Source organism: Geopsychrobacter electrodiphilus DSM 16401 (assembly GCF_000384395.1).
GTDB lineage: Bacteria > Desulfobacterota > Desulfuromonadia > Desulfuromonadales > Geopsychrobacteraceae > Geopsychrobacter > Geopsychrobacter electrodiphilus.
Genome location: NZ_ARWE01000001.1, coordinates 3,280,245 through 3,293,247 on the forward strand (window position 1 = coordinate 3,280,245; position 13,003 = coordinate 3,293,247).

The window sequence follows — 13,003 nt, forward strand, 5'->3', positions numbered from 1 at the left end:
CCCAAACGGCCCAAGCCCTTACCCTGCTCCGGCGCAATTAACCTTATGCGTTTGGTCACGGAGCGCTGACTAAGGCATAATTCATAGCGGCCTTCCGCAGATCATGATATTCATTAACGGCCCCCCGCACCTCGACTGGCTTTGGGTCACAGTACCGTTAAACCTGTTTTACTGCCGGATCAGGACGGTCGATTCGTCGGGCTCGAGTTCGCAGTCTGGTTGTCTATCAACGGATTTCCTGGGCCCAGGCTAAGATCGGAGAGGCATGAAGAATCCCATTTTCCCCAAGTTGATGGATATATTATGACCCTTGCTTTTTTCGCAATCGCCGTCGGCCTCGTGCTGCTGGTCTGGAGCGCCGACCGGTTTGTCGATGGCGCGGCCTCGGCCGCACGCCACTTCGGCATGCCCCCCTTGCTGGTCGGGATGGTGATCATCGGTTTCGGCACCTCCGCTCCCGAAATGGTGGTTTCGGCGCTTGCCGCCTCCCAGGGGAATCCGGGGATCGCCCTCGGTAATGCCTATGGTTCAAATATCGCCAATATCGCCCTGGTGCTGGGCTTGACCGCCCTGATCGCGCCGATTGCGGTACATTCGCAGATTCTGCGCAAAGAGTTGCCGATTCTGACTGTGGTGACGGTTCTGGCGGCGATTCAGCTGTGGGATGGTGAGATCAGTCGCATAGATGGTCTGGTGCTGCTGGCAGTTTTTTGCGGTCTGATGGGCTGGGCGATCCGTCAGGGCCTGAGACACAAGGAAGATAGTCTGGGGAGCGCCGTAGAGCTGGAACTCATCCAGCATCCGATGCCGCTTGGCCTGGCGCTCTTCTGGCTGCTGCTCGGTCTGCTGCTGCTGATCGCCAGCTCACGTATCCTGGTCTGGGGGGCCGTGGTGATCGCGCAGGGCTTCGGGGTAAGTGACCTGATCATCGGACTGACCGTGGTTGCAATCGGGACGTCGCTGCCGGAGCTGGCGTCGTCGATCGCCGCCACGCGCAAGGGGGAGAACGACATCGCCCTGGGGAATGTGATCGGCTCCAACCTGTTCAACACTCTGGCCGTGGTCGGCATTGCGGGCACGATTCACCCGATGACTGTCGATGCGCAGGTTCTGTCGCGCGACTGGCTGAGCATGGCTTTTTTGACTCTGCTGCTCTTCGCCTTTGCCTATCGTGGCCTTCGGATCAACCGCGTCGAAGGCGCGATCCTGCTCGCCTGCTACATCGGTTACACCAGCTACCTGGTGACCAGCGTCTTCGGTGGCTAATAGAGTAGCAAACTGTGAGGGGGGAATGGTCGCAAAAGCAGCCCCCTCATCCGGCCTTCGGCCACCTTCTCCCTCATGGAGAAGGGCAAAGGAAAGATCCGTTAAAAAAATTCGCGCAGGCTTTCGTCGATCCCCATCAGGATCTGATACCAGAAATCTCTGGCCGCTTCGTGCTTGTCCTGGTCAAATTTCACCAGCCATTCCGCCAACCGGGGATCCGACTCCTGCTCCACCTCCTGTTTGCGTTTCAGAAAGGTCTGCAGGTAATCAATGTTGCGCTCCGACTCCCAGAAGATCGGGCTGTTGCGGCTGTTGATCCGACTGGCGAGCACGGCGATGCCGCGCAGGAACTGCTCCTTGCAGCCATACAGTTCACCGACGATCTCGGGGAGCATCTCTTCGGCCCAGCCGCGATGGAAACGGCAGGTCCCCAGATTATCCAGAATCAGCTCTTTCTTCATCCGCTCGGCGCACATTCTCCCCAGGGTTCGGGGCGGGATAAAATCATAGCTGTAGATCATGTAGTACTTGCCCATGATCGCCATCGGCGACAACACGCCCGACACCCAGTACTGATTGGGGACCATCCAGCCGCGCCGGGTAAACGCCGTGTAAACCAGCCGATCATGCAGCGCCGTGCCCTTGATGCGCGAATGAATGCGGCTCCATTTGCGCACCCCCTCGCGCAGGTCGAGAATCCCGCGCCGTTCGAGGATCGCCGTGATCAGCTCACAGCCGAGCTCGGCATTGTGCAGCGAGTCCTTCACCACATCAAAACCAGCCATCTCCCACCTCGGCAGACGAGTGACGCCCAGCTCTTCAGGGCTGAGCAGCTTGACGTCGAGCAGGTCCATTAACCAGGCCAGCACCCCGCCGGCCGAGACCGCATCAAATCCCATGGCATCGCAGCGCCGGTTGAGTTTCTCCGCCGCGCGCTGATCGAAGATGCCGCACAAAGGACCCAGGGTCTGATAGGGTTCAAAATCCTTCTTGTATTCGCCGTTCATCTTCTTGCACACCGCGACACAGGGTTCGCCGCAGGTTGCCTGTTGTTTGGCCTGGATGGTCTCCGCGTTGAACTGCTTGAGGTAGTGATCAACCACCAGTTTCTGATGCAGGTCCAGACGCTCGGCTTCGCTCCAGAAGATGGTGCGGTAGTTGAACGCCAGGATTTTACCCCCAACGGCCGTGTAATTTACGCCGAAGGTGCCGCCGGTTTTAAGCTTTTCGTCATAGCGATACTTGCCGGTCACCTCCAGATCCTTCTGCAGCAGGTGCTGGTTGTACTTGTTCTGAAACCAGGCATCGGCGACCTTTTTGTCGCGAAAATCTTCGTCCACCAGCGTACCGCCGTAGATGATCGCCACGATCCCGTGCTTCTGCAACATGGCGCTGCCGAAACCGCCGCGCCCGGCCCAGGTATCGACAGGGCTGATCTTCCCCTTGCTGATCGGCACCGACATAATCCCGCCCATGTCGGTCTCAAGCGCCGCCGGGCCGGTGACCAGAATGCGCGGATCGCTCGCGTAGCGCTCGCCGAACATTGCGTAAACCCTGTCGGTCAGCGCATACACCCCGCTGCGACCCGAGTTCCAGACCGCCGCCACGTCGAGCGGCACGACCTCGACCTCAATCTCTTCACCGTGATTGCGGTTCAAACACAGCACCGAGGGGACCGGCGCCTTCCCCACCAGGCTCAGCATGTTGACGCCCAGGTTATCGAACACCAGCCCGGCGCCCCCCATGGAACTGATATAATGCCCCTGCCAGCAGGGGGAAAAGCCGGTCACAATCAGGCGATTCGACCCCGGCAGGATCGAACCGGCAAAGATGCCGACGCCAAAATTAAGACTGCGATATTCTTCGGTCAGATGAATGCCGAGGTCGACCGGACCGAAGTACCGCTCAAAACTGTATTTTTTAATTTTATAAAATCCGGTTCCTGGATCAACCAGAAGGACGCGCTGGAACATGTTCATAACGAGCCTCACTCCTCTTATCGCCACTCCCATCGAACAGGATGGGATGCTGTAAGCTGTGAAAGACAGTCTACCAGCAACCGGTGACTTTTGTTCGGCGCCGGAGAGTCGCCTGGCTGATCACAATCCCGCCGGGAAAAGGGCTGGTTGATAATTCCTGAAAAGAGTGAGAAACTTTCATGACTTAGATCCTCTCTTTGAACCGCCGCGGAAGGAACACCTGGCATGAACATTCTGATCCGACCCGCCATGAGCAAGCTTTTGCACGGGAACCGCCACCGGCTCGCGTTTCTGCTCATGACCCTGGTCTTGTTGGCAGGGTGTCAGGCGCAGACGGAACCAGGTTTTCAAGGCTACACCGAAGGGGACTTTGTCCTGCTCGCTTCACCGCTGGGCGGGCGACTGACAAGCCTCGCGGTCACGCGCGGCGCTCGGGTGAAGGCCGGAGAACGACTCTTCAGCCTGGATCCGCAACCGGAACAGTCCCTGGTTGAAGCGGCCAGCCAGGAGCTCCGCCGCGCCGAGAGTCGGCTCCAGGATATGCTCAAGGGTCTGCGGCCGAGTGAACTGGCGGCGATACGTTTCAGGCTAACGCAAGCGCGCACCGCCCTGGCCCTGTCACAGCGCGAATTTGAACGTCGCACCAAGCTGGTGGCGCAACAGGCCATGGCGGCAGAAGAGCTTGATCGCGCCCGCGCAGATCTGCAGCACGACCAGGCTGCCGTCGCCGAGGTCAAGGCCCAGCTCGAAACGGCCCAGCTCGGTTCACGCGCCGATTCCATCAGCGCGGCTCGGGCCGAGATTGAAGCCGCGCGGGCCCAGCTCACACGGGCGCAGTGGGCAGCAAGTCAAAAAAGCGTGACCGCCCCGCAGGATGCGCTGGTCTTCGACACCCTGTTTAAAGCGGGTGAATTTGTCGCCGCCGGCGCCCCGGTCGTAAGCCTGTTGTCCCCGGCGAATATCAAGATCCGCTTCTTCATCCCCGAACCCCTGGTCGGCGGCCTGCAGATCGGCCAGACCATCGCTGTCCATTACGACGGCGAAGCCGAAAACTTTAGCGCTAAAATAGTCTTTATCTCCCCCCAGGCCGAATACACGCCCCCCATCATCTACAGCCGCGAGACACGCGCCAAGCTGGTGTTCATGGTCGAAGCGCGGCCCGAGAGCGCGGTCGCGGCCCGCCTCCACCCCGGCCAGCCGGTGGATGTCCAGCTGGTCGTTCCCGATGAATGAGACGGCCCCGGTTATTGATGTGCGCGGGCTGACCAAATCTTTTGGCGGGAAAGTGGTCGTCAACCAGCTTTCCCTGCGCGTCGAGCGCGGCGAGATCTACGGTTTTCTCGGTCCCAACGGCAGCGGCAAGACCACCCTGATCCGCATGCTCTGCGGCCTGCTGCGACCCGATGCGGGGACGGGGGTCTGCCTTGGTCATGACCTGCACACAGACGCGGAACAGATCAAACCGAAGATCGGCTACATGTCACAGCACTTCAGCCTCTATGAAGACCTGAGTGTCCGTGAAAATCTCGATTTTATGGCGCGGGTCTACGGGGTAGCGCGGCGGAAGCAGGTGGTCAACGAGCTCATTGAGCAGATGGGGCTGGGGACTTACACCCACCAGCTGGCGGGGACCCTTTCGGGGGGCTGGAAACAGCGGCTGGCTTTGTCCTGTTGCCTGCTTCACCAACCAGAGCTGCTGCTGCTCGATGAACCGACGGCCGGCGTCGACCCCAAGGCGCGCCGCGATTTCTGGGATGATATCTATCAGCTGGCGGCCAACGGAATCAGCACCCTGATCAGTACACACTACATGGATGAGGCGGAACGCTGCCATCGCCTGGCCTACCTCGCTTACGGCGACCTGCTCGCGGCGGGCACCGCCGAAGAGATCGTCGCCGGTGCGGGCCTCACCACCTGGTCGGTGTCCGGGCGCAACGTGCATCTGCTGGCAGAGAAATTAAAAACCGTCAGGGAGGTGGAGCAGATTGTCACCTTTGGCAACACCCTGCACGTCAGCAGCCACAATGCCACAGAGTTAAACGCCAGCCTGCAGCCTTTTCGCCAGGACAGCTCTTATCACTGGGAACAGACCGCGACCAATCTTGAAGAGGTGTTTATCAGCCTGATGCCGCGCAGTCAGGAGCATTGAGATGAGACGCCCGAGCTTCTTCCGTTTCTCGTTCCGGCGCTTCTGGGCCATGGTCAGCAAGGAGTTTGTGCAGATCCGCCGCGACCGGGTGACCTTCGCCATGATTTTGGGCATCCCGATCATGCAGATGGTGCTCTTCGGCTTCGCGATTAACGGCGATCCCCGGCATCTGCCGACGGCGGTCATCAACGCCGATCAGGGCGCGTTTTCACGCAGCATCGTCACGGCCATGCAGAACAGCACCTACTTCCAGCCGGTGCGCAGGGTGACGAGCGAGGCCGAGGCGGCACGACTCATTGAAATTGGCGAGGTTCAGTTTGTCCTCAACATCCCGCCACAGTTCTCCCGGCGCCTGATGCGTGGCGAGCGCCCCGACCTGCTGCTGACCGCCGACGCCACCGATCCCGCCGCAACGGGCAATGCCCTGGCAGCTTTCCGCGTGCTCACCGAATCAGCCGTTTCCCGCGACCTTGAAGGTCCCCTGACGTCTTTGCGCCGCAAGCCAGCGCCGCTCAATATTATTCTCCACCCCAGGTTCAACCCCGAGGCGATCACCCAGTACAATATCGTCCCCGGACTGATGGGGGTGGTGCTGACCATGACCCTGGTGATTATCACCGCGCTGGCCATCACCCGTGAACGCGAACGCGGCACCATGGAGAATCTGCTCGCGACGCCGGTGCGGCCGCTGGAGGTGATGCTCGGCAAGATCATCCCTTACGTTATCGTCGGTTATCTGCAGCTGGTGTTCATCCTGCTCACCGCCTACCTGCTTTTTCATGTACCGCTGGTCGGCAGTCTGACTTTGCTGCTCGGCGTCTCACTGCTGTTCATCGCCGCCAATCTTGGGGTCGGCCTGACCTTCTCGACCCTGGCGCGTAACCAGCTGCAGGCGGTGCAGATGGCCTTCTTCTTCTTTCTGCCCTCGATTTTACTGTCGGGCTTCATGTTCCCCTTTCGCGGCATGCCGGTGTGGGCACAATATCTTGGATCGGCCCTGCCGTTGACCCATTACCTGCGTATCGTGCGCGGCATTCTGCTCAAAGGAAATGGTCTCACCGAAATCCTGCCCAACCTCTGGCCGATCCTGCTATTCCTGGTGGTAGCCCTGACCATCGGGCTAAAGCGCTACCGCCAGACCCTCGATTGAGCGAATCCCTTCTCAGCCGGCCTCCGGCCACCTTCTCCCTCAGGGAGAAGGGCCTGAATAATTAAATCTCGAAAGATTCCAGCGACTGCGGGATATGCACATTCTGGAGTCCCAGTTCATCGCGCAAGGCAGCGGCCAGGCTCAGCGCAGATTCTTCTTCGCCGTGCACAACAAAGGTCTGTTGCGGTTTCTGCTGCATCACCCTGACGAAATCGAGCAGGCCGTCCCGGTCGGCATGACCGGAGAACCCGGGCAGAACTTCCAGCCTGGCGCGGACCTGATGTTCTTCACCGTAGATACGCACCGTCTTTTCCCCCTCGACGAGGCGGCGGCCCAGGGTGTTGGGAGCCTGCCAGCTGGTCATGAGAATGCAGTTCCGCGGGTCCCCGATGCGGTTGCGTAGATGATGCAGAATCCGGCCCCCTTCCAGCATGCCGCTGGAACTGATGATGACCGCCGGGACCTTGAGGCTGTTGAGCGCCTTCGACTGCTCGACACTCTGGGTGTACTGCAGGCGCCCGAAGCCGAAGGGATTCTTGTCGTCATCGCTCAGCAGAAATTCACGAGTTTCGGCATCATAGACCTCCGGATGCAAACGAAAGATCTCGGTGGTGCGGGTGGCGAGCGGACTATCGACGAAGACCGGCAGATTGGGGATGAGGCCGGAATTGTGCAATTTGTGCAGGGCGAAGACCAGTTGTTGGGTCCGGCCCACGGCAAAGGCCGGGATCAACAGGCAGCCGCCACGGCTGGCGGTCTCATTGACAATGCGCTGCAATTCCTGCTCAGACTCGAGATAGGGGGGATGCAGGCGGTTGCCGTAGGTGCTCTCCATGATCAGGATATCGGTGCCCTCGATAAGCGGCACCGGATCGCGGATGATCGGGATATCCGACCGGCCGATATCCCCGCTGAAGACCAGGCGCTGCTGCCGGCCGGTTTCCTGATCATCGATGTCCAGAATGACATGAGAGCTACCGAGCATGTGTCCGGCATCGACCAGAGTCAGAAAAATCCCGGGATAGAGCTGACGCCGGCGGCTGTAGCTCAGACCAACGAACTGCTCCATCGCCCTGGCCGCATCGACCTTGGTATAGAGGGGCTCAAAGGCGCGCTGGCCATTCCGCTTGCGCCGCCGGTTAACGAACTCGACATCATGCTCCTGAATAAACGCACTATCCATCAGCATCACCGCACACAGGTCACGCGTCGCCAGGGTACAGAAAACATCACCACGAAAGCCGTTTTTGACCAGGCGCGGGATGCGCCCGGAATGATCGATATGCGCGTGAGAAAGGATCAGCGCGTCGATCTCTTTGGCATGACAGAACTCGTTACGGTTCCGCTCGAAGGCTTCCTTGCGTTTCCCCTGGAACAGGCCACAGTCGAGCAGAATCTTTTTGCCGTTCACCTCAAGCAGATGTTGCGAGCCGGTGACGGTCTGGGCGGCGCCGTAGAATGTCAGTTTCATATTTTTTCCTCTGAGGTAGGCCGGGGTTCGGTGCGGTTCGGGCTCAGAAGTTCAATCACGGAGCAAGCCGGAACAATTGCACCAGGCATTAAAAGGATGACAGCCCGCTACCGGTTGTCAATCTAATGGTTATCCCGGAGATGATCCTGTTATTGTTCGGGGCATTCTGCTATACCAACACCTGCGAGGGGAAAAACTGCGACACTAAACCACCCTTCGCCTGAGAACCTCAGCGTCCTGCTGTTCTTTTCTTGTTGTTCCGATCAACGAATACCCGTCCACTGACCTTGCGTAAGCCGTAGGGGATGACCTCAGGAAATTTGACCGCCACTGAGCCATAGGGCCAAGGCCCGGTCAGATATCGCCCCACTCGCAAAATGTTATAATCACTAGTACAACGCTTCAAAAAATAAATTACTGGAATGACAGGCTTTTTTTGACCCAAATGCCGGGGCCGCCTATTCCCTGTTAAATACCGGAAATATTAAATTCTCCGAGGAGGTTCTGATGAAGCTGTTCACTCTTGCTGCACTTTTAATATCTATTTCCATCACTGGTTGTTCTTACAGCATTGCCGAAATTGACATTTCCAACGCTGAACCAGGTTGCGTAAGAGATTGCTCAAAAACCTACTCACAATGTGTTTCGCAAGGGAATCAAATCGGGTCAAAAATGGAAACGTTAAGAGCTTGTCGCGAGGCATACAGTATTTGCGTACAAACTTGTCCACCAAAATAAGCAACAAACTAGCTACAAAGGAGAATCAAATGAGTCGCATTCTTATAATTCTAATTTTTATGTTTTTCTTTACCACAATCGCAAATGCAGAAGTTGTTGAATCATGGATCTGCCAGGAAAGTTCAAATGGTGACTGGTCTAAAATTATTGCCACCGTAGAAGTAAACAAAGGAAAAGAAAATGGTAAAGTTGATATATTTGGAGAATCACATATAGCCACTTTTGGAACGATAGGCACTAATAAGAGTTGGAAATATGGTTCTTCTTATGAATTTGTTTTTATGATCAAGCCCAATGGTGAGGCCATGTATTATGACTATTCCAAAGCAACTAAAGGTGATGACGTAAAACCTCAAATAACTTTATTCTGTAAAGAAAAAGAGATTGTCAAAGAAGATGCGCCTAACATAAAAATCAAATTGCCGGAAGATAAGTCTGAGCACATTTGAAAAACCAAGCCTGAATTGTGGATGGGCCACGCAAGTTCGGGGAAATAGTGATTGGGCTACCCCGAGTTGTTATCAGCAGCCACCTGGTTCCGCAGAGTTAGGGAACAATTGCAACAGGTTTCAGCCCGCCCCCGGTTGTTAATTGCCACAGGCACTGTCCCGGTAATGATCCTGTTATTAATTGAGGCATTCTGTTATACCAACATCTGCGAGGGGGAAAACTGCGACACCAAACCGCCCTTCGCCTGATAATCTCAGCGGCTGGCGGTTTTTTTGTTCAGATCAACGAATACCCGCCCACTGATCTAGCGTAAGCCCTGGGGGATGGCCTTGGAAAATTTCACCCTCACAAAATCAAAAGGTCAAAAGCCCGTCAGATATCGCGCCACTCACAAAAGGTTAGGATTACGGATAAAATGCTGGTAAAAATAAACTACTGGAATGACTTGTTTTTTTAACCAATATACCGGTAACCGTTATATTCAATATTCTGGTAACCGTCTAATCCCTGTTAGGCATAAGAAAAGGATTGAATCAATGCCAGACCACTCTGAGTTGGATTCTAGATATTTCATAGATAATGATATCTACAATTGTCCATACTGCAATCTTAGGCATGTTTCATATACGGTTCGTGGAAGTAAGGTTTTTAATTGGACTGACAGCAAATTATGCTACGTCTATTTTGTTTTCTGTCATTCATGTGAAAACTTGTCTATGCACCTTTCCTTTAACGAAATTCCTCTGTCTGGCACAGGTTACTCGGGACGCTCAAATATAAATGTAGATGAAGATATTAAGATAGACGATTTATTTTTCTATTCAGTACCAACCTCATTTTTTGCAATTGATTCAAGAGTTCCCAAAGTATTGAGAGAATTAATGACAGAAGCGGAAGGGTCTTTAAAAAGCAATTATTTAACAGGGGCGTCTGTCTGTGCCCGTAAAATGATATATGAATTAGCTATTATCGAGGGAGCTCAGGGTGAAAACTACGAAGATAGAATTAAGTCATTAAAGTCAGTACGAACAGACGTCGATGAAGAATATTTTGATACTTTACTTACTATTCAGCAAGTAACCAGCAATAAAGTCCATGAAGAATCATATGATGGTTGGGAATCAAAACACCTGAAATTAATTCTCTCAACGTTAAGAGAAATATTTGGAAATATGTATGTTATTCCTGAAATAAAAAAACAAAAAAGAAAATCAATACTCGAATTAAAGGAAAAGATAATTGGAAAGACAAAAGGAATAGAAGGATAAACATGCCTAACAAAAAAATGAAGCGGACGAAAAATAGCTGGGTGCTTCCCGAAAAACAAAGGTTCGGTGGTTCCCATGTCGGCGCGACGTCGCCGCTTATCTAATACCGTTGATATGGTTTACATCTGTCAAGTAGGCACACTGCTCCCTTGGCTTTGCTCTTTTACTTTTATGCACATCCCCGAAGGCATGAAGCGAGGTGGAGCCGTCTTTGCGACGGTTGATCCTGCTGATATTCGTGGGTTGGTTACCACCTGACCGTATTACGTCACGGAGCTGCCTCACTCTAGGATCGGGCATTTCGACCTTTTCTGTCGCGCCCATAACGGTTCCCGAGGGTTCTCCTGACCGTGGCTGCACCTCGCCCCATGCCAGTGGGGATGTAGGTTGTCATAACACTACTTAGCCGACCCTGACCTCCTTCGCGATGGCCCAGAGGTAGCCCAAAAGTTCACGAGCAATGGCGGTGACCGTTTGTTGCTTGCACTTGCCGGACGCCATAAGCCGCCGATAACGCCCACAGAGACGCAGTTGCGCCTGCCAGGAAATCTCGTTGATCGCCGATGGCAGGTTCTCCTGCCGCAAGCGGATGATGCGCGACACCCGTGGCGGCAGGCGATAGGCCCAAGCGGCTTCGACCAATATACGACGCACATGGACGTTGCCGGTTTTGGTGATGCCTCCACGTCTTGTACTGGCCCCGCTGGAATGCTCACTCGGGACCAGACCGACATAGGCCGACAGTTGGCGGGGATTGTCGAAGCGGCGCAGGTCACCCAATTCAGCAGCTACGGTAGCAGCCACCACCAACTGCACTCCGCGCAATGACTGGTAGGCAGCGATCAACGGTTTCATCCGCCAGGAATCGATCTGGACACTGATCTGTCTCTCTAGTCGCTCGACCCGCTCTTGAGCGTTGCTCGTGGCATCGAGATACTCTTGGAAGGCGATCTGCTGGGCTGGTTGCGGCAAACGCAGTTCGGACAACCAGCGCAGGTGGGCCGGAATCCAGGAGGACTTACCCTCGTAGCGGATACCGTTGCGCAACAGCAGCGCTTTCAACTGCTGGCGAGATTTATGCCGGGCAATCCGGGCATCCTCACGACAGCGAACCAGGTCGCGAATCGCTTCATCCTCAGGATGCGGCACATAGATCGGGGTTAATTCCCCAGAGCGATGAAGACGCGCAAGTTGCAGGGCATCACGACGATCGGTCTTGATACGATCTCCGGGACGCCTCGGAATCAGCGATGGGGCAATCACCACGCAGTCGAGACCTTGTCCATGCAGGTAGCGATAAACCTCATAGCCACAGGGGCCAGCTTCGTAGGCAAAGTGGAGAGTGGAATGACGCGAGCGCAGCTTGCGCACCGCTTTGCCGAGAGCATCGAGATCGCCGCCGACAGCACCGTAATGCCGAACCTCGCCAGTACGACCAAATTCGGCAATGGCGATATCGATAGAATTTTTGTGGACGTCCAAGCCGACGAAAGCTGTGCTAAAATTTTCCATGACCTGTCTCCTTTGATAGGTTGCTTAAGCGCATAGCTAAGCATGTGGCTCTACGTGTCTGACACGCAATCCACGTTAACAAGGAGACAGGTCACTTCTTTAGGTGTGAACCATATTGTCTAGCAATCAAAATATAAAAGAGGAAAATTATGGCTGAAATTTTATCTTCACTAGGATGGCCACATTTTACATTCATCTTCGCCATAGTTTTTCTATTGATCTTTAGAACACAAATTTCTGGTTTTATTTCTCGAATTTCATCAATTGACAAAGGCGGTGTTAAAACATCGCCGGTCCCTGAAGCACAAAGAGAAAAAGAAAAAACAGAAGCAGTACAAGAATTACTATTGGCAATCGGGGACTCAATAGTAATGCGAGAAGTTGAAGGTCGTATTGTTGCTGACCTACAAAGTAAGGAACTCGAAACTGAGAGTGGCACTGCAAAAGTGCTTATCAAGCACCTCGCCGCCTCAAAAATACTTCTAGAATTTGAACAAATCCATAATTTGATTTTTGGTAGCCAAATTTATCTCCTCAAAAAACTCAATGAAGTCACGGGACAAGGGCAAGACGCCGAGGTGGTAAAAGCGCAATTTGACCACGTTAAAAGTATGTTCAATAAGGAATTTGAGGCTTGGGACTTCGACAAATATATGTATTTTTTGACAGCAAGATCCTTGGTTACAATTGAGAACAATCAGTATCACATAACAAATCTGGGGGTGGAGTATTTGACCTGGATCGCAAGAAATGGGCGTAGTGAAAATCGGCCACTGTAAAAATTGCTAACCAGTCAATCAAGGCGGACGGAAAATAGCTGGGTGCTTCACGAAAAGAAAAATCAAAATTGCGGTAGTAGGCCGAACCTTCTCGTCGCCGCCGCTTATCTCAAACCGGTTAGGGTCTGAAATGAAATTAACTAATAACCACGAAAGCTACTATAGATAATGAGATTCCGGAACTTAAAGAAATGGGATGATCCTAGAAATTGCCCTGGCTTGTTATATTTAGCGCAAATAC

Annotated in this window: 10 protein-coding genes; 7 read left to right on the forward strand and 3 right to left on the reverse strand. The window is 54.2% G+C overall.

Annotation, left to right across the window (positions count from 1 at the left end; all coding sequences use genetic code 11):
* Positions 1 to 303 precede the first annotated feature (303 nt).
* Entirely contained in the window at positions 304 to 1,266 is a 963-nt protein-coding gene (locus D888_RS0115485; RefSeq protein ID WP_020677483.1) for a calcium/sodium antiporter, read from the forward strand.
* A gap of 101 nt (positions 1,267 to 1,367) precedes the next feature.
* On the opposite strand, the gene D888_RS0115490 is transcribed toward D888_RS0115485, so the two are convergent.
* Positions 1,368 to 3,245 carry an aldehyde ferredoxin oxidoreductase C-terminal domain-containing protein gene (locus tag D888_RS0115490; protein WP_020677484.1) on the reverse strand — a complete coding sequence of 626 codons (1,878 nt, stop codon included), beginning with the start codon at positions 3,243 to 3,245 and terminating at the stop codon, positions 1,368 to 1,370.
* A 225-nt stretch (positions 3,246 to 3,470) separates the two neighbouring features.
* Between D888_RS0115490 and D888_RS0115495 the strand changes: the two genes are divergently transcribed.
* Genes D888_RS0115495 through D888_RS0115505 form a run of 3 tightly spaced genes read left to right on the forward strand, consistent with a single transcriptional unit; the run spans position 3,471 to position 6,544 of the window.
* Positions 3,471 to 4,478 (forward strand): HlyD family secretion protein, encoded by a 1,008-nt coding sequence (locus tag D888_RS0115495; protein WP_020677485.1) that lies wholly within the window; start codon positions 3,471 to 3,473, stop codon positions 4,476 to 4,478.
* Positions 4,471 to 5,394, forward strand: a complete 924-nt coding sequence (locus tag D888_RS0115500; RefSeq protein WP_020677486.1) for an ABC transporter ATP-binding protein — start codon at positions 4,471 to 4,473, stop codon at positions 5,392 to 5,394. The genes D888_RS0115495 and D888_RS0115500 overlap by 8 nt, the downstream gene beginning before the upstream one ends.
* A 1-nt stretch (position 5,395) precedes the next feature.
* Positions 5,396 to 6,544, forward strand: coding sequence for an ABC transporter permease (locus D888_RS0115505; protein WP_020677487.1), 1,149 nt, complete (start codon positions 5,396 to 5,398; stop codon positions 6,542 to 6,544).
* A gap of 61 nt (positions 6,545 to 6,605) precedes the next feature.
* Here D888_RS0115505 and D888_RS0115510 read toward each other — a convergent pair whose 3' ends face one another.
* Positions 6,606 to 8,015 (reverse strand): MBL fold metallo-hydrolase RNA specificity domain-containing protein, encoded by a 1,410-nt coding sequence (locus tag D888_RS0115510; RefSeq protein ID WP_020677488.1) that lies wholly within the window; start codon positions 8,013 to 8,015, stop codon positions 6,606 to 6,608.
* 767 nt (positions 8,016 to 8,782) lie between these two features.
* On the opposite strand from D888_RS0115510, the gene D888_RS0115515 reads away from it, so the two are divergent.
* Together D888_RS0115515 and D888_RS24185 are read left to right on the forward strand one after the other, a co-directional pair.
* A complete protein-coding gene (locus D888_RS0115515; protein ID WP_020677489.1) occupies positions 8,783 to 9,202 on the forward strand; it encodes a hypothetical protein in 420 nt (139 codons plus the stop codon).
* A 537-nt stretch (positions 9,203 to 9,739) separates the two neighbouring features.
* A complete protein-coding gene (locus D888_RS24185) occupies positions 9,740 to 10,471 on the forward strand; it encodes a hypothetical protein (RefSeq protein WP_156827032.1) in 732 nt (243 codons plus the stop codon).
* A gap of 402 nt (positions 10,472 to 10,873) precedes the next feature.
* Here D888_RS24185 and D888_RS0115530 read toward each other — a convergent pair whose 3' ends face one another.
* On the reverse strand, positions 10,874 to 11,983 hold the full coding sequence (locus tag D888_RS0115530; RefSeq protein ID WP_020674480.1) for an IS110 family RNA-guided transposase: 1,110 nt from the start codon (positions 11,981 to 11,983) through the stop codon (positions 10,874 to 10,876).
* Positions 11,984 to 12,132: 149 nt separating this feature from the next.
* Between D888_RS0115530 and D888_RS0115535 the strand changes: the two genes are divergently transcribed.
* Positions 12,133 to 12,762: a hypothetical protein gene (locus tag D888_RS0115535; RefSeq protein ID WP_020677492.1), complete on the forward strand. Its 630-nt coding sequence runs from the start codon at positions 12,133 to 12,135 to the stop codon at positions 12,760 to 12,762.
* Positions 12,763 to 13,003 lie beyond the last annotated feature (241 nt).